Here is a 15501-nt window from a genome sequence, read left to right as displayed (position 1 = left end):
TGGCTGCTGCAGAAGCTACCCCCGTAGCTCTGACCGCCCCTGCAATCGGCTGAGGCTAAAAGCTTCAACTGTTTCCAGAGCAAATCGACGGAATCCCAGCCCCCCTCTCCTAGAGGGGGGCTTTTTTATTGGCAGTCGCAAGTAGCTCAATGCCATGCCCTCAGGCGTGTTGATACTGACAGGCTCGGGCTAGGATGGAACATCCATTTCATTAACGAGAACAATGTCTGAAATCGAAGAAATTAATAAGCTTGTCACTTTTGGGCTTGTTGATGGAAGGCTAAGAATTTTGCAAGTCAACGCAAATGTGTGGGGCGATGTCAATGGAAATATTCAGGGCAGTGTCCAAGGCGATATTCATGGAGATGTCAAGGGTAGTGTTGACGGCTATATCGGTTGCGACGTCGGTGCAAATATTGGACGCCATGTCCTGGGCAACGTTAATGGCAACGTAGAAGGCAGTATTTGGGGCGATGTCAAGGGTGATGTATGGGGTAGCGTCTGCGGTGAAGTGCAGGGAAACGTAGAAGAAGGTGACGATTAAGACCTGGTCATTTTAATTTTCTATCCCAGCGAAATCATGCATTATGAAAAATGCTATGAACGCTATCGGATTGGGTTGGCAACTATGAAAGCGATAATAGTATTCCGCCCCCAGCCACAAACAGCAAGCCCGCCCAGCCAATCACTGAGGGACGCTCACCAAGAAAAGCAAAGCCTATTAAAGCCACTACTAGCAGGCTTAGTCTATCAACGGACACTACTATTGAAGCATCTCCTTGCTTCAGTGCCCTAAAAAAGCAGAACGATGACAAGCCACTGGCCAGGCCCGAAAGAACAATGAATAGCCAGGGTCTGCTGGGACCATGCAAATGGGCTGCTCAATTTTCCAGTTGTTATAATGAGCAGTGGAAGAAAAATAGCTACGATAAGAGTACGGACAAGGGTGGCTAGATCTGCGTCTATATCTTCGAGTCCAATTTTGGCAAATACCGCAGATCCACTTGCAAAAATTGCAGATAAAAAAGCCCAAATAAACCAAAGAGGTAGGGCGGGGAGTGCGCTCATTTAAGATGGGAGTACTTAGCAGCAGCAGTAGTGACTAAAAGGGTTGATTGATTATTGCTGTTCTCTGTGCACCCCTGCTTCTCTTCATTTTGACTCGATGAAGCCTAGGCCGTTTGTCGGCAGCTCGTGTGTTTGAAAGCAAAACTATGCCTGAGTGCCACCTTTTCAGATGGCTTTTTGCACCATGAGCAATGCCGCTTCCACTGTGAGACCGGGGCCGAACCCCAAAGCCAGGCATGGGCCCTGGCCTGCCTGGCCGCGCAGCCGCTCCAGGATGAACAAAATAGTTGCCGACGACATATTTCCGAACTGACGTAATACCGCAGTAGAAAGATCAATCTGAGCGGGGTACAACCCGGCGCTCTCTAGTACCGCCGCAAGGATGCGAGGGCCGCCGGGATGAACGGCCCAGTTTTCTACTTCTGGCAACGTCAGATTTAAGCTTGCAAGCCACTCCTCCAGCCAAGGACGCAGCTGGATGGCGATTCGACTGGGGACTTTGGATGAAAGAACCATTGAAAAACCATGATCTTCAATAATCCACCCCATCAGCTCTTCAGTGCCGGGCAGCACCGTTGAGGCTGAAGCGACCAGCTGCAGCCCTGTTTTGTTGGTTGAGCCCACATCAGCACCATCGGCAGCTACCGCCACCACAGCGCCGGCACCATCAGCGAACAGGGCATTGGCCACGATGTGGTCTGGGTTCCAGCCTTCCTGCAGATGAAGGCTGCACAGCTCCACTGCGCACACAAGCACGCAGGCACTGGGATCAGCTTCCACAAAGGCCCGTGCCACCCGTAGGCCGTTAAACGCCCCGTGGCAGCCCATGAAGCCGATATGGGTTCGGGCCACATCCATAGCTAGCGGCAGGTTGGCGATTAAGGCAAGGTCGAAGCCAGGGGCGCCGAAGCCCGTGCATGAAACGGTGATCAAATGGGTGATTGCCCTTGCCTCGATCTGGGCATCCTTAAGAGCTAGCCGGGAAGCCTCTAGGGCTAGCTCCAACGCTGCCGGTTGATAGCGCCTCATCCGCTCAGCTGTAGTGGGGTTGCTGAAGTCAGGCAGTGGAAGGCAGTGCCGATGCATTACCCCCGAGCGTTGGTAGATCCTCTCTAGTAAGCGTTGTTGACGAGGGCTGGCGTTGGCCATCTGCGGTGCAAGGGCAAGGGCTTCTTGCTGGCTGATGCGCCTCTGAGGTACCGCAGTGCCAATACCAATTAGGGACAAGGGCACGATCGATCAGGCCCTCGAGTAGGGAATGGAGGGCCTTTGCAGCATGCCAATCATTGAGCTGGTGACTGAGGGAAAGCCCCCCGCCAACCTATGCAGCCCCAAGCTGATCTTGGGGTGCCGCAACACCACTGCCAGGGCCCGGCATGACCTCTGCTGACTTGTAACCCAGCGGTGGTGCAGGCGCCGCCACTCCTTCTCAATAGCGCCATCCCACTGCTCCATACTTCGCATTACAAGCGGCAGGGCAGCTAAGGCAGAGGTCAGGGCCCAGCCCATGCCTTCGCCGGTGAAGGGCTCCACATAGCCGGCGGCATCACCAAGAAGCAGCAGCCTGTGGCCCGCCAGCGGAATTGTGCGGCGGCTGAGTGCTGCGGTTAGTTGCCAGTCGGCCTCTTTCAGGCCTGGCAAAGTCGCAAAGCCTGCTTCAGCAAGGATTTTTTGGCATAGCAGGGACGCACCACCAGCGGAGCGCAGCATGCCCTGATCAAAGGCACAGGCCAGGTTGATCTCCCCGCTCTCGACTCGCACCATACCCACATAACCGCTTCGGCCCACAGCCATCTGCAACACACCGGGGGGGAGCGCGGCAGCTTCTCCAGACAGCACACAACCTGCGCCAAAACGACTACGGGGCTCGATGCTGGTGCTGATCCCAGCCTTGTCGTCGATTGCACGGTGGCTGAGCCCAGCCGCGATCAACACCACCTTGGCGCTGACACTCCGCCTTGCAGTGCCTTTTTGGAGCACTACCTCCCGGTCTGGCTCTAAGCCAGTGGCGGCGGCGCCTAGAACGGCCCGGGTGCCCATCAGCACCGTGGCACCAGCAGCACTCGCTGCTTCTAGCAGCGCCTGATCCAGGCGACAGCGAGACAGGACCCGGCCAGCTCCCATGGCGATTGGGCTCACCAGGCCAGCTACCCCCAGCTGCAGACGCTCGAGGGATAGGCCACCCTGGGATGCCACAAGGTCGGGAAGTCCAGCGGCCTCAAGAGCTGCCAGGGCCTGGGGGCTGAGGCAGGCCCCACAGACTTTCCAGCGAGGGAAGAGGCGCTGCTCCACCAGCAGAACGCGCAAGCCACGAATGGCAAGACCATGGGCCGCGAGAGCGCCTGCCGGTCCTGCACCCACTACCACCACATCCCAGCAAGGCGAAAGATGCAACAGTCCAAGTTCAGTTGCTGGCTGCATTCCGGCTCCAGGAAAGCAGGAAGCGCTCGGGCCAAAAGCGGGTGATTTCTGCACCCACTAGGCCAGCTGATGAGGCTAGCTGCGCCACCTCATCGAGCTGAAAGGCACCCCCCACCGAGAGTGGTCCATCAATGTGAACTATCGGTGAACGACTCAGCAGCCGGGTGCCGATCCAGGTGAGCATTAGGTCAACGTGGCTGCGGATTAGGTCGTGCACCAAGAGCTGATCGAGGGTGGCGGCGGCCATAGAGCGCAGCAGGCTTTCTGCATCGGCTTCCGTGAGGTGATGCAGAAACAGTGAGGTGGTGATTAGGTGATAACTACCAGGAAGGGGGGCATTGATTGCATCAGTTTGGAAGAAATGGGATTCCATTCCCTCTGCTTCAGAAGCTGCCCTTGCCAGGGCTACAGCTTCTGAGCTGATGTCACAGCCATGGGCATCAATATTAATCCCCTCCCGCTGGGCCATGCGAATGACAGCACGCACAGTGTCGCCCCCACCGCAGGCCACATCTAGGAGACGCAACCGCCGCGCTGGATATAATTTTGCTAGCCGCCTAATACCAGGAAATAAGCAAGAGGCACTGCGCGTCAAGGAATTGATTCGGCCCAAGCCGAGCATGGCCGCTTGATGGGCTTGGGGGTCAAGATTGGGCTGATCCATCAACTCAGGCCTCAGCTGCCGCTGGCCAAGCTCAACCCACAACTGGGTCATGGGCACAGCTAGGGCCGCCTGGAGATCAGCAAATTTTGGTTGCAAATTTCCCGTTTGGTTGCAATGTTTACCAATTCTAGGAAGTTATGGCCTGGGACAACTAGGTAATCCCTGGGAAGTTCCGGTTTGATCAGCGATGCCCCTGACGTGGTTATCACAACCAAACCTTTCAAGCTGGGCCTAAGACCCCACATTCCATAGGGCGTTAGCCGACTTTTACCAAGATCTGTTGCAGCACTCTGCTGCAGGGGATTTGGGGTGTTGGAGGCTGGGTTCGGGAGCGCAGCGGGTTGACGAAGGAATTGATTAAGGCCGAGGAGGGGCTAAATGCGACACGAGCCTCCTCCAGGCACCCTGGCCGAGGCTCAGGTGCTGCTTCGTAAACACAAACTCCCATTGCGCATGAAACAGGGAGTAAAGAAGGTCACGTAATCCTGGCTGGAATCGAAAAATAAATCAGATCTGGCTTACCACTTTCTACGCTTAACACCTCCACCACTAGAGAAGCAAGGCTACAAATTCCTTAGCAAGTGTCCTAGGCTACATAGGCAAGAGACAGGCCGGCCTAAAATTGATAAATAATACGTATATATTACTTCTAGGTTGATGAGCGCAAAGCAGTTGCCATATTTGATTGTATATGGGGTAGTCATTCTTTCTCTATCTCACTTACTTGATTTTCCCATTGCCGGCATCTTTAGGCCAGAACATCAAAGCCAATCTGATCTCTTCAAGCTTTTTCGATGCTGGGGATTCCTTGGTACCTGGGTTCTCATAACCATTTCAGCCCAGCTCCTATCGCAGCCAACTAGCTCGAAACCACTAACGGGCTGGAAACGCTATCTCAATCAAGAAGCCTGGATGTTAATAGCAGCACCAATAATCTCTGGCAGCATCGCTGAAATTATAAAGCTGATTGTGCGAAGGATAAGGCCGCATGGAGATCCTTCCTATATCTTTAGAAGCTGGCTTGATCGCCCATTTTCAACATCAGGAATTGGATTCCCAAGTTCCCATACAGCAGTAGCTTTCGCAGGTAGCACTATTATTATTTATCTTTATCCTAGGCTTAAACTTCCAGCTATCATCATGGCAGCAGGCTGTCTTGTTACACGTGTGGTAAGTGGAGCCCACTATTTTAGCGATGGTATAGGAGGTGCACTAGTTGGCATCTCAGCAGGATTTCTCTGCATCTGGCTCAGCTCATTTGTAAAAAAACCTGGCAATAGTGTAAGAAGCTGTTGAATTGCTTCAAGGGCCATGCCCATCGCCCCAAGCGAAGCAGAATACGGAACTGATAGCAATTGTACTTCCGCGCGGTAAGCAGCAACAACTATTAACTGATGAAAGCCCGATATCGGCCTTTGTCCTGAGATTGCGACATTGAACCATCACGGTAAATACCCTCTAGAGTTCAAGAAATAAAAAATCGTATTTCATTCAAATGCAGCCTTCCCAGCATCTTTCACTATCCCTTGCCTTGGTCGTTTCAGGAGTAGCACTCACCCCGCTCGTAGCGCTGGCCAAGCCCCAGTACGGCTACTCCGGCGATGTCGCTCCGGAAAAATGGGGGCAACTGAGCCCGAAATACGCCGCCTGCTCCGATGGCTCTGAGCAAGCCCCCGTAAACATCGTGTCGAAAACGACGGTGAAGCAAACCACCGCCACCGCTCTTAACCCCGATTACCCAGCCACCAGTGGCGACGTGGTGAACACCGGAACCACGATCCAAGTGAACACCTCCGGGAATCTAAAGATCGGCACTACCCCCTACAAGCTGCTGCAATACCACTTCCATACCCCCAGTGAAGAGGCCATAAACGGCATTCACTACGCCGCCAACGTGCACCTGGTTCACCAAAATGCCAAGGGCCAACTGGCAGTGATTGGCGTGAACTTCAAAAAAGGCGCCCCCAATCCCTATCTCGCCTCCTTCTGGAACAAACTTCCCGCAAAGAAAGGTGGCAGCGTCAGCGTGAATCTGCCTTCCCTGAAGGAGCTTCTCCCTGCCTCACTGGAGTACTACACCTTTGCCGGGTCACTAACCACACCGCCTTGTAGCGAAGGCGTGCGCTTCTACATCCTCAAACAACCCGTGACCATCTCAGCAGAGCAATTAGCCACATTCCAAAAACTCTACCCAATGAATGCCCGGCCGCTCCAAAAACTCAACGAGCGTGTGATTAAGTCTAGTAATTAGGCCAATAATTTAGGGCTGGAATAATTGAGAGTCTGCGGCTACAGGCATTTGGGCCTCTAGCCATCGGCTCAAATCCGTTATTAAGCTCCAGCCCCTTCAACAATGACCGACACCCAAGCCTGGCTGGCACTGTTCCTCGCAATCGCAGCAGAAATTACGGGCACGGCACTGCTAAAGCTTTCCGATGGCCTAACTCGACCTTGGCCAACAGCACTATTATTGGCAGCCTATGGCTGTGCCATTGCTCTTGTCGCAAGGGTGGTGACCGTGATTCCCCTTGGAATTACCTACGCATTGTGGAGCGTGATCGGCACCCTTGCCATTGTGCTAATCGGGGCTTTGGCCTATCGCCAAGTGCCAAACGGCAGCCAATTAATTGGCGTAGCCCTGATTGTTGCAGGAGTTGTAATTGTAAATCTAGGCGGCAAGGCCCACAGCTAAATAATCTCTTTCCCCATGCCCACCACGCAGGCGTTCAACACTCCCATGGGCACCACACCGATGGAAATGATTCCCAAAGGGGCAATGCCAACGGCAATCAGCTTGGTTTTTTTTCATCGCAGGCGCCCATGTTTTCCCTTAGTGACCTTTGCTTCCGCCTTGGTGGCATGCCTGAGAGGTGGCGGGCGGCGATCAGAACGTAACCCAACTCTCCAGCCAGACGCTTCTAACAGAGTGTTGATATCGCCAGATCGTCACATGTGTTCGCTGCTTAACGCGGCGAAACCGTTATTGCCGCAGGGGTTTAGGGGAATGGAGGCGTCAGAATGGGCAGCTGAGCCCCTACATATCCTGAGCTAGGGACACCCCGGAGCGCTGCCGCCAAAGTTGTGGATCACGCCCACAGTGCAGCACCGCCAGCACCACGAAGGATCCCTGCTCAGGAACAGGCAGGTAGATGACGCCATAGGGGAAGCGGCGCAACAGGGCACGCCGCGTTCCGCGGTAGCTGGAGGGATAGGCCTCGGGGTTAGTGCGGATGCGCTGAAAGAGCAGCCTTACCTCGGCTAGAAACAAGCGACCCAGCCCAAGTTCCTGGGCTTCGTACCAGCGGGCCGCAGCTTCAAGATCATCACGGGCTGCTATACGAAGCCGCAAAACCCTTGTCAGAGCGACCGGTCGATGGCATCAAGTGCCGCATCGGCATCGAGACCTGGATCCCCATCTGCCAGGAAAGCTTCAAGCCGTTGATCGATCAGCTGTCGATCACCATCAGTGAGCTCAGGGCCGCTCTGCTCAGCAGCGATCGAGTCCCACAGGGTCTGGACCAGCTCGAGCCGTTCCTCCAGTGGCAGTGTCAACAGGTCGTTCACCACAGGCAGTGCCGGCTGAACCGTTGGGCTTGGTAACTCAATCGTAGCGGGGACATTTGGCCATTCCTCCAGAGGTGATGGTGCCTAGCGCAGGCCAGGATGAAGGGCACTACTGCTCAGAGCGCCTCTCCATGTCAGCCGCCCTCACCCCGCCCTTCGATCAAGACAGCCTGCGGCAGCTGTTCACCAAGCCCTACGGAACGCCACCGCCCACCGCCGAGCAGTGGCGACAGGTGTATGCCAAGAACGTGCATTTTGAAGACCCCACCCAGACCAGGGATGGCGTCGACGCTTACATCCTTGCCCAGCAGGGCCTGGTGCAACGCTGCGATGACGTGTTCCTAGAGGCCGATGCGGTAGCGATCGACGGTGATACGGCCTTCGTGGAATGGCGCATGGGCCTGAAGATCAAAGGGATCGAATTCATCTACCCAGGCACCAGCCGCCTACGCATCGGTGCCGACGGCCGCATCGTTGACCACCGCGACTACTTCGATTTCGTGGGTCCCACCTTTGCGCCGGTGCCGCTGGTGGGCAGCTTCGTGCGCTGGCTATACAAGCGCTTTGTGGCCTAATCCACTAGTTGCAGCCGCCCTCTCCACACTTAGCGGCGACCATTAACAATCACCGAATTACCAGAACTACCGGCGGAACCGGGCAGTGCCGGCACCACCGAGGTCTGGCCATCCCACTTGTCGAGGAAGAGCTTGTAGAGCACCTGGTCATCGAGGCTGGTATTTAGGGTCTCGTAGCGCTTGGCCTCCTGTTCGGCGATTAGCACCTCGGTTTGGGCCCGTAGGAGCTGTTGCTCGGCGATCTGTTTCTGTTCAATCGCGGCGCGATATTCCTCAGCAATCTGCAGGCCAGTTAGGTCGAGGCCCTGCACAGTCACGTAGTCGAATTTACGCAATTCCTCTGCCACCTTCTCCTGCACGAGCTCGGAAATGGAGTTCCATTCTGTGGCGATTGTCACCAGTTCGTACTGCGAAAAAACGGATTTGAGCGCCTTGAGCAGCGACGGCTGAATCACCCGGGGGTAGATCTGTTGATCGTCGGTGGCGATCGTTTCGTAGATGCGCCCGGCTTCTGCCGGTTTCATCGCATACTTCACCGTTGCCGTGGCCTGGATCACCTGCAGGTCTTTGGTCAGGGTGGAAAACTGCTCGGGTCGCACCTGGGTGCGCACATCAAACAACGAGGTGTTCTGCACCAAGGGGGCCTTGATATTGGCGCCGGGATTGCGGGGCAGACCGGTCACCTTGCCGAGGGTGGTGACCACGGCGACGTTGCCGGCCGGAACAATGAAGACTGTCTGGCTCAGCAGAATCGCGAGCCCCAGCACCACGGCGATGATCAGGATGAAGGCCGATCCCGGACCCTCAGGGCTTGCTGCGGAGCGAAGGGGCGACTGCATTGATAGGGCCGGTCCAATGGCCAAGCCTAGGAACAACCATTTGCGCCCACGCGCACCCGCATGCGCGCGGGCCTCGGCTTCTCCAGCACTCAAGGTCAAAGTGCAGGAGCTGCTGAACCTGCTGGCCGAAGACCCCTACCACCAGCCACCGCCCCACGAGGCAACTAACCCTCCAGCAGGCTGCGGAGCATCCAGGCGGTCTTTTCGTGGATCTGCAACCGCTGGGTCAGCAGGTCAGCCGTTGGTTGGTCATCAGCTGCGTTAACCAGCTCAAACAGGCTGCGGGCCGTGCGGGCCACCGCTTCATGGCCCATCACAAGCTCATGCACCATCGCCATCGCAGCCGGCACACCCTCGGTTTCCTTGATAGAAGCAAGCTGGGCAAAGGTGGCTCCGCCGTAGGGGGCGCTGCAGCCCAGGGCACGAATCCTTTCGGCGATCACATCCAGGGCAGTCCACAGCTCCGTGTACTGATCCATGAACATCAGGTGCAGGGTGTTGAACATTGGCCCGGTGACGTTCCAGTGGAAGCCATGGGTTTTGCCATAGAGCACGTAGCTATCGGCCAGCAGACGCCCTAAACCTGCGGCAATGGCCTGGCGTTGCTCGGCGGGAATGCCGATGTCGATTGGGGGCATGTTGATTGGGGCCGTACTGATCCCGGCTGCAGGGTTTGTCATGGCGACAGGAGCTGGGGGTTTAGGTGGGTTTCGAAAACCCTATTGCCTGGGGAGCTGGTTGTCAGCTCGATGGCCCCATGGCGCTGACGGACAACTCCGCCTAGGCCACTTGCCTGAATCTGGGCACTAAAAGAACTTGGTCAATTGACCAACTAGCCGGAGGGGTTGGCTTCAGATTTCCTTAGCGCTGACCTGGCCGGTTTCCAGCTCAAGACCCACCCGGCTCAGATTCCAGCGGTGGATCGCCGCGGCCGCAGCGGAGCGGGCCACCTGCAGGTTGCGCTGGGCAACCAGCAACTCCGTAATGGGCGCCACACCGGCCCGATATCGCAGCAGGGCATCGCGCACAGCTTCCGCACCAGCATTTGCCGCAGCAGAAGCGGCTTTCATCTGCGCGCCAGAGGCCTGGTGGTTGGCATAAAAGGTTTCAACCTGTTGGGTGATGGTCTGGCGGGCCAAATCGATCGCCACCTCGCCCCGCTCCGCCCGACGGCGGGCCAGGGCCACCGACTCCCGGGTGAGGCCCCCATCAAAAATGGGCTGCCTTAGGGAAACCACCGCCCCCCAGTCGTAGAAGCTGCCGGAGGCGCTACCGCTTGCTTGGACATTGGTGGTCTGATTGGTGCCAGCCGTTGGCACGTTCAGCCAGTCGCCGCTGATACCTGCCCCCAGCAGCAGACCCACCTGGGGCAGGCCACTGGCCCTGGCCACCTGCACCCGGGCCAGTTCGGCCCGGCGTTGCTGCTGGAGCGCCTCCAGGGCTGGGCGATCGACCATCGCTTGCTCGAGGCTGGCCTCCAGGCTGAGGGGCCAGGCCGGCATGGGCCGCAGCGGTTCGCTGAGGCTGATGGTCTGCTTAGCCGGAAGGTTGAGACTGCGGGCCAGGGCACTTAAATTCACTTGCCGCTGGCTGCGGGCCTCAACCAAGCCGAGACGATCGGTTTCCAGCAACGCCTCTGCCTGGAGGGTGTCGATCCGGGCCGCCAGGCCCTCCCGCCGAATCGCCTTGGCATCGCGCAGCAAACGGGTCGACACCTGCAGGGCGCTCTCCCACACCGGGATCAAGGCCTCGGCGAGCTGGGCATTGAGATAGGCAGATTGGATGGCATAGCGCGTGGTCCGTTGCTGTTCAACCTGCTCCGCCTGGGCGGACTGCATGCCGGCGCGGGCGGCCTGCTGCAGGGGTGAGCGCGCGAAATCGATCAGGGGCAGAGTGAGGGCCAGTCCCACATTGACGAAGGTGTTCTGCACCACTGCATAGCCATCGCCGCTCAGGTCGAAATTGAGATCGCCGATGGCGGACAGGTTGGAGATAAAGCCCACATTGGTGCTCACCTGGGCGTAGGTGCCCAGGGCCACCAGATCGAGCTTTGGCATGAACCGCGCCCGGGCCAGCCCCTGCAGGGCGCGGCTCTCATCAAGCTCCAGGTCGCTGTTACGCAGGGCCAGCGAACGGCCCATGCCCAGCTCAATCGCCTGCTGGAGGCCCAGGCTCAGGGGCTGCTGCGCGGTTGCAGGAGTGCAGGGCAGCAGCAGTGCCAACACAACCAACCAACGGCGGTACAAGCCTTTTACGTGTGAAATCGGATGTACCGTAACCGCAGTTTGCTGCGCCAACGGCGACGGTTGTAATGGCGGTGGTGAGCGAGCGCATCCCCCAGCTCCTACCCATCGCTGCCGTCACCGGTCTGGGCCTGGTGTGGGCCCTGGCGCCATCCGTACCAATGAAGGTGGAGGGCAGTGCCCTACTGCTGCCCCCCGAAAGCCGCGTGGGTGTTTATGCCCGCTCCCCCGGCCAAGTGCAGGAGCTGCATCGCCGTGTGGGCGACCAGGTGAAGCAGGGAGATCTGCTCCTGAGTATCAACCGCGTTGATCAGCAAGCCGCCGGTGGCGGCTCGGTGGGGCCCGCAACAAATGCGCTGCTGGATCAAATCCAGGCGGTAGATCGCCAAAAGCAAACGATCGAGTCACGCATCGGCACCCTGCGCACTGCCAATCAACCGGTGGGTCTGCAGCTGAAGGCGCTGGAAAACCTGCGCCGTGATGAGGTAATCCCCCGCTACAGCCCCCTCTGGGTGGGTGCACAAGATCTTTACCTGCGCAACCTGGGCTCGATCCAGGAACTGCAGGCCCAGCTGGCCCAAATGGACGCCACCCGCGCAGAACTGCTGGCCCAGCGCAATAGCCAATCTGTGTTTGCGCCACTGGCGGGCATGCTGCTGAGCTTGGGGGTGAATCCCGGACAAGCCGTGACCCCCGGGCAGCGGCTCGCCACTGTGGGATTAGGTCCTAAGGCCAATGGCATCGGTGGCATCAGTGGTCAGCGCACTGCCATCGCCCTGTTCAGCGACGCCGATGTGGCGCGGCTGCGGCCTGGCATGCCTATCCAGCTTGATCTACAGCTGCAAACCCGCGATCGCTACGGCGGCAGCTCCCAGCGCTATGGCCTGGTGGAGGGCCTGATCGCCTCCATCTCCCCGGCCAATGCCGACCTGGCGGAAGTGGCGCGTGCCGCGGGCGACCTCGACCTGGCCAGCAGCCTGATCGCCCGCAGTCGCCAGGCCGCCTTCGGGGAAGGGGGTGATCCGATGGCCACCCTGCCAGACAAAATCACAGCCCCCGTGCGGGTCGTGACCGTGAACCTTGAGAGGGCAGATACCCCCTCAGGTTTGCGCTGGAGCGGCAGCCGCGGCCCCGATCTCAGCCTGGAAAACGGCACCCCGGCGAAAAGTGAGGTGGTGGTCGAGCGCCGCCGACCGCTCAGTTTTGTGCTGCCATTCCTGCGTTGGCTGGGGGGCATGGATCGATGAAGCGCCCCCTGTTCTCCCAGCGTTGGCTGAAGCCCTGGCGGCAGCCCGCCCCCTGGCTGGCCCTCTTGCTGCTTGTGATCACCGCCACCAGCCAGCCGCCAAGGCTCTGGTTTTGGCTGGCGCTGCTGTTGATCGTGCTGTTGGTGGGTTGGATGCAGGCCCTCAAACGCCCTGACAATTAATGGCTGCTGAAGCCCCAGCAGCCACCCTCAGCCTGGATCTGCGGGCAGCACTTGTAATCGGCCTGGCGGCAGCCCTGGGTGATGCCACCTGCAGGGGTGTCGGCCTAAGCGGCGATGCACTGGCCTTCGGAGCCGTGATTGCAGCCCTGGTGGTGCGTCCTGATTTCAGCCGCTGGCCACGGCTGATCTATCCGGTGCTGCTCGTCTTGGTGGGGGTTTGCCTGGCCATCGGCGTCAGCCTCGGCCTGGCTTTGGCGAATGTCCCAGAACTATTTGTATTCGGCCTGGTAGCGGCACTGATGCAACTAATCACCCTGCTCCTGCCAAGCAAGTTGAGGCTTCTAAGTGGGGTGGTGGCCATTGCGGGTGTCTTGCCGCTACTGGGCACACCCAGCTGGGAGAGCTGGCGCGACCAGATGCTGGCCATCGCCATCGGCCTGGCGGTGGGGACGCTGTTGCAGCTGGGCTTCACGCCCCCCGAGCAGGGCGCCTTGGCAGAAAAGGCTGTGAAAGCAACAGCTGGGAAGATAGGGGAAAAACCGGAAGATCCTCCCCTAGCCGAACGGATCCGATCGGGTCTGAGCTCGCCCTTCTTCTGGCGCAAGCTGGTGTTCGCCAGCCTCGCCTACACAATCGGAGTCGGTATTGGGGCCTTGACACCCAAGTACCTCTACTTCGGGGTTGTGTTGCTGCTAAACGACAGCATCGGCGCCACCCTGGCCCGCGTGCGCGACCGAATGGTGGGGGTGAGCCTGGGGGTGCTGATGCCGCTTTTGGTGTTCAACGCCATGGGAATCGGTGAACTCTCAATCGGACTGGTGATGGGCGGAACCGCCGCCCTGGTAGTAGCCCTGAATTGCCGCAGCTATCTGAATACGGCACTGATCTCGAGTGGTGTGGCCTTTATTGGCTATGGCCCCCTGGTGGCTTGGTATATCCCCAATCGCTGGCTTGATTACCTGATGGGCAGCGGCCTGGCTGTGGTCGTTGGGCTGCTGTTTTTCCCTAACTCCGCCCTCAGACGCTTCAATGCCCTGAGCGCTGCAGCAGAAAATTCAGCAGGAAGTAGTTCAACGGGCAGCAGTGAGGCAGATATAAGTGGCGAACAGAAAAAAGCTTTGCTGGCTTTACTGCCTGCAGCCAGGGAAGAAGCTCTCTGGCTTGGGCTGCCTCCACCCCAACCTAAAACCAACTAGCCAACCACTTAGCTAGTGCGGTAATAATTTCTGGGCAAAATCGTCTATTCTGCTCAAAATTCACCACACCGATCCAAGACGGTCTCAATCACCTCTGGCGAAATCCTAAAATCACTCGTACTTAGCTCAGCAAAAATGGCCTGGGCTGATCGAATAAGACCTTTCTGTTGCGCCAGCCCAATTACAGCGGCCGTGCCAGCCACCTGCAGGCCAAGAGCCTGGGCAACGGCCCGTCCAGCTCGCTCATCGATCAGAAGCAATGCTTCTAATCCCATTGAAAGTACTAACCGAATACTGGCGGCCTCCCCTTCATCTAAATCAGGCAGCTCCGGCTCCGTGCCAGAGACAACCACCGGCTTCAACCATCCGTCCATGATTGCCGCCTGAATCCGCATCTCAGTTTCAGTAAAATCTCCGGTGAGCACCTCACCGATCACCACATCGGTAACAAGTACTTCGGTGAACAACGCCTGTAGCCAGCTCAGCCCATCTACACGGGCCAGAGCTATCAGAGGGCTGGCATCTGAGATGACGACTGAGGCCACTGATTCAAGGTGTCGAGGTCGGATTTGGTCTCAGCGGCGTTTAGCCGGACTGCGGGTATGCCAAGCCGAGATAAATGACTAATGAAATTAGAGACATGCATACCGGCCACATGGGCGCCTCGGACGAGCGAAAGCCCTCCTTCGCGAAATAGGGCCGTGGCCAATGCTGCTCGCACGCCAGGCTCTTGCAGGAGTCCGTCCTGATCAAGCCCCATCAGCACTGCATCAGGAAGGTCATGGTTGAGAACCACGACCAGCTCCTGCTTGGCCTGGCGCAAGGCCTCAGACGGATTTTGCTTTAGCCCACTCACGCTGACGGCGTGCATGGCCCTTGCCTCCGGGGATGCTTCAAGAAGTGGAGTCTAGAAGGTTTATGTCAAGCCACCTCAATCAGGGGTAAGGCCTCCTGTGAGGGAAGCAAGCGCACCGCATCAAAAAGCTTCGCTCAAATGGATTTTGCAAGCTTTGAATTAATGGAACTCAGGGCAAAATCTCAGACTTAAAGCCCCGAGGAGATTGGTTTTTAGTTCAATTACCCTAATTTGAGGCCAATCAAAAAAGATGATGCCCAAGTTCCACCACCTACTTCTGGTTGCCGCCGCCACCTCGATCAGCCTGGGTTCGGGCCTTGCCCTAGCCCAATCGAGCAGCACTGGCACGGCCCCAGCAGCTGGCGGTGCAAGCCAAGGTGCCCGTTCAAACCAGCCTGCCAATGGCCGCCAGGTCCATGGCCTTCGTGATCAAGAGCCTCCACGGCTCCCAGGTGACCAGCACCGCCGTGCTGACACCTGAGCAAATGTTCAACGGTTCCTTGATCGAGATCGTGACCCAGGTCAATAACGGTTGCCTCAGCAAGTTGAACGCCGCCGACCAGAAGACAGTCAGCAGCTTGATTGCAGGCATTAATGCCGCCGCCAAACTCCAGCCCAGCAGCAACTAGCTCCCCGCCCCAGCCAA

At 57.9% G+C, this 15501-nt stretch carries 21 protein-coding genes; 9 read left to right on the top strand and 12 right to left on the bottom strand.

Features of this window, described 5'->3' with window-relative positions; translation table 11 throughout:
* The first annotated feature begins 223 nt into the window (after positions 1 to 223).
* The gene (locus tag KBY58_RS10570) at positions 224 to 544 is read left to right on the top strand and encodes a hypothetical protein (RefSeq protein ID WP_255004294.1); all 321 of its coding nucleotides are present in this window, start codon (positions 224 to 226) and stop codon (positions 542 to 544) included.
* Between the two features lie 82 nt (positions 545 to 626).
* On the opposite strand, the gene KBY58_RS13175 is transcribed toward KBY58_RS10570, so the two are convergent.
* The 5 genes from KBY58_RS13175 to KBY58_RS10550 form a co-directional block, all read right to left on the bottom strand.
* A complete protein-coding gene (locus tag KBY58_RS13175) occupies positions 627 to 815 on the bottom strand; it encodes an EamA family transporter (RefSeq protein ID WP_409995749.1) in 189 nt (62 codons plus the stop codon).
* A complete protein-coding gene (locus tag KBY58_RS10565) occupies positions 793 to 1068 on the bottom strand; it encodes a hypothetical protein (RefSeq protein ID WP_255004293.1) in 276 nt (91 codons plus the stop codon). The genes KBY58_RS13175 and KBY58_RS10565 overlap by 23 nt, the downstream gene beginning before the upstream one ends.
* Positions 1069 to 1233: 165 nt before the next feature.
* Positions 1234 to 2301 (bottom strand): type III polyketide synthase, encoded by a 1068-nt coding sequence (locus KBY58_RS10560; RefSeq protein WP_255004292.1) that lies wholly within the window; start codon positions 2299 to 2301, stop codon positions 1234 to 1236.
* Between the two features lie 6 nt (positions 2302 to 2307).
* Positions 2308 to 3489: an NAD(P)/FAD-dependent oxidoreductase gene (locus KBY58_RS10555; protein WP_255004291.1), complete on the bottom strand. Its 1182-nt coding sequence runs from the start codon at positions 3487 to 3489 to the stop codon at positions 2308 to 2310.
* Positions 3473 to 4249: a methyltransferase domain-containing protein gene (locus tag KBY58_RS10550; RefSeq protein WP_255004290.1), complete on the bottom strand. Its 777-nt coding sequence runs from the start codon at positions 4247 to 4249 to the stop codon at positions 3473 to 3475. The genes KBY58_RS10555 and KBY58_RS10550 overlap by 17 nt, the downstream gene beginning before the upstream one ends.
* A 561-nt stretch (positions 4250 to 4810) precedes the next feature.
* Here KBY58_RS10550 and KBY58_RS10545 point away from each other — a divergent pair.
* The 3 genes from KBY58_RS10545 (at position 4811) to KBY58_RS10535 (ending at position 6845) form a co-directional block, all read left to right on the top strand.
* Positions 4811 to 5449, top strand: coding sequence for a phosphatase PAP2 family protein (locus KBY58_RS10545; RefSeq protein WP_255004289.1), 639 nt, complete (start codon positions 4811 to 4813; stop codon positions 5447 to 5449).
* 199 nt (positions 5450 to 5648) lie between these two features.
* The gene (locus KBY58_RS10540; protein ID WP_255004288.1) at positions 5649 to 6404 is read left to right on the top strand and encodes a carbonic anhydrase; all 756 of its coding nucleotides are present in this window, start codon (positions 5649 to 5651) and stop codon (positions 6402 to 6404) included.
* Positions 6405 to 6506: 102 nt separating this feature from the next.
* Complete coding sequence (locus tag KBY58_RS10535; RefSeq protein ID WP_255004287.1) at positions 6507 to 6845, top strand: DMT family transporter; 339 nt, start codon at positions 6507 to 6509, stop codon at positions 6843 to 6845.
* A 342-nt stretch (positions 6846 to 7187) separates the two neighbouring features.
* Here KBY58_RS10535 and KBY58_RS10530 read toward each other — a convergent pair whose 3' ends face one another.
* Complete coding sequence (locus KBY58_RS10530; protein WP_255004286.1) at positions 7188 to 7502, bottom strand: type II toxin-antitoxin system RelE/ParE family toxin; 315 nt, start codon at positions 7500 to 7502, stop codon at positions 7188 to 7190.
* Between the two features lie 8 nt (positions 7503 to 7510).
* Positions 7511 to 7717, bottom strand: a complete 207-nt coding sequence (locus KBY58_RS10525; protein WP_255004285.1) for an addiction module protein — start codon at positions 7715 to 7717, stop codon at positions 7511 to 7513.
* Positions 7718 to 7848: 131 nt separating this feature from the next.
* On the opposite strand from KBY58_RS10525, the gene KBY58_RS10520 reads away from it, so the two are divergent.
* A complete protein-coding gene (locus KBY58_RS10520) occupies positions 7849 to 8292 on the top strand; it encodes a nuclear transport factor 2 family protein (RefSeq protein WP_255004284.1) in 444 nt (147 codons plus the stop codon).
* Between the two features lie 29 nt (positions 8293 to 8321).
* On the opposite strand, the gene KBY58_RS10515 is transcribed toward KBY58_RS10520, so the two are convergent.
* From KBY58_RS10515 to KBY58_RS10505, 3 genes are all read right to left on the bottom strand, one after another.
* Entirely contained in the window at positions 8322 to 9131 is an 810-nt protein-coding gene (locus KBY58_RS10515; RefSeq protein ID WP_255004283.1) for a prohibitin family protein, read from the bottom strand.
* Positions 9132 to 9295: 164 nt separating this feature from the next.
* Positions 9296 to 9811, bottom strand: a complete 516-nt coding sequence (locus KBY58_RS10510; protein WP_315857023.1) for a Dps family protein — start codon at positions 9809 to 9811, stop codon at positions 9296 to 9298.
* A gap of 171 nt (positions 9812 to 9982) precedes the next feature.
* Positions 9983 to 11356, bottom strand: a complete 1374-nt coding sequence (locus KBY58_RS10505; protein WP_409995748.1) for a TolC family protein — start codon at positions 11354 to 11356, stop codon at positions 9983 to 9985.
* Positions 11357 to 11442: 86 nt separating this feature from the next.
* On the opposite strand from KBY58_RS10505, the gene KBY58_RS10500 reads away from it, so the two are divergent.
* From KBY58_RS10500 to KBY58_RS10490, 3 genes are read left to right on the top strand one after another with little or no spacing between them, the layout of a single operon-like run.
* Entirely contained in the window at positions 11443 to 12621 is a 1179-nt protein-coding gene (locus KBY58_RS10500; RefSeq protein WP_255004281.1) for a biotin/lipoyl-binding protein, read from the top strand.
* Positions 12618 to 12803: a hypothetical protein gene (locus KBY58_RS10495; protein WP_255004280.1), complete on the top strand. Its 186-nt coding sequence runs from the start codon at positions 12618 to 12620 to the stop codon at positions 12801 to 12803. Before KBY58_RS10500 ends, KBY58_RS10495 begins: the two co-directional genes overlap by 4 nt.
* Entirely contained in the window at positions 12803 to 13999 is a 1197-nt protein-coding gene (locus KBY58_RS10490; protein ID WP_255004279.1) for an FUSC family protein, read from the top strand. The genes KBY58_RS10495 and KBY58_RS10490 overlap by 1 nt, the downstream gene beginning before the upstream one ends.
* 53 nt (positions 14000 to 14052) lie before the next feature.
* On the opposite strand, the gene KBY58_RS10485 is transcribed toward KBY58_RS10490, so the two are convergent.
* Both KBY58_RS10485 and KBY58_RS10480 read right to left on the bottom strand, forming a co-directional pair.
* Positions 14053 to 14466 (bottom strand): DUF3368 domain-containing protein, encoded by a 414-nt coding sequence (locus KBY58_RS10485; protein ID WP_255004278.1) that lies wholly within the window; start codon positions 14464 to 14466, stop codon positions 14053 to 14055.
* 41 nt (positions 14467 to 14507) lie between these two features.
* The gene (locus tag KBY58_RS10480; RefSeq protein WP_255004277.1) at positions 14508 to 14870 is read right to left on the bottom strand and encodes a UPF0175 family protein; all 363 of its coding nucleotides are present in this window, start codon (positions 14868 to 14870) and stop codon (positions 14508 to 14510) included.
* Between the two features lie 362 nt (positions 14871 to 15232).
* Here KBY58_RS10480 and KBY58_RS10475 point away from each other — a divergent pair, with 362 nt between their 5' ends.
* Entirely contained in the window at positions 15233 to 15484 is a 252-nt protein-coding gene (locus KBY58_RS10475) for a hypothetical protein (protein ID WP_255004276.1), read from the top strand.
* Positions 15485 to 15501: the final 17 nt, after the last annotated feature.

Source organism: Cyanobium sp. HWJ4-Hawea, from assembly GCF_024345815.1.
GTDB lineage: Bacteria > Cyanobacteriota > Cyanobacteriia > PCC-6307 > Cyanobiaceae > Cyanobium_A.
This window is presented reverse-complemented; position numbering and strand designations above follow the sequence as displayed.

Coding starts and splice junctions, on each gene's coding strand:
- KBY58_RS10555 (WP_255004291.1), bottom strand. CDS start 3,489: ATGCAGCCAGCAACTGAACTTGGACTGTTGCATCTTTCGCCTTGCTGG.
- KBY58_RS10510 (WP_315857023.1), bottom strand. CDS start 9,811: ATGACAAACCCTGCAGCCGGGATCAGTACGGCCCCAATCAACATGCCC.
- KBY58_RS10520 (WP_255004284.1), top strand. CDS start 7,849: ATGTCAGCCGCCCTCACCCCGCCCTTCGATCAAGACAGCCTGCGGCAG.
- KBY58_RS10495 (WP_255004280.1), top strand. CDS start 12,618: ATGAAGCGCCCCCTGTTCTCCCAGCGTTGGCTGAAGCCCTGGCGGCAG.
- KBY58_RS10500 (WP_255004281.1), top strand. CDS start 11,443: ATGGCGGTGGTGAGCGAGCGCATCCCCCAGCTCCTACCCATCGCTGCC.
- KBY58_RS10540 (WP_255004288.1), top strand. CDS start 5,649: ATGCAGCCTTCCCAGCATCTTTCACTATCCCTTGCCTTGGTCGTTTCA.
- KBY58_RS10535 (WP_255004287.1), top strand. CDS start 6,507: ATGACCGACACCCAAGCCTGGCTGGCACTGTTCCTCGCAATCGCAGCA.
- KBY58_RS10565 (WP_255004293.1), bottom strand. CDS start 1,068: ATGAGCGCACTCCCCGCCCTACCTCTTTGGTTTATTTGGGCTTTTTTA.
- KBY58_RS10545 (WP_255004289.1), top strand. CDS start 4,811: ATGAGCGCAAAGCAGTTGCCATATTTGATTGTATATGGGGTAGTCATT.
- KBY58_RS10515 (WP_255004283.1), bottom strand. CDS start 9,131: ATGCAGTCGCCCCTTCGCTCCGCAGCAAGCCCTGAGGGTCCGGGATCG.
- KBY58_RS10490 (WP_255004279.1), top strand. CDS start 12,803: ATGGCTGCTGAAGCCCCAGCAGCCACCCTCAGCCTGGATCTGCGGGCA.
- KBY58_RS10480 (WP_255004277.1), bottom strand. CDS start 14,870: ATGCACGCCGTCAGCGTGAGTGGGCTAAAGCAAAATCCGTCTGAGGCC.
- KBY58_RS10570 (WP_255004294.1), top strand. CDS start 224: ATGTCTGAAATCGAAGAAATTAATAAGCTTGTCACTTTTGGGCTTGTT.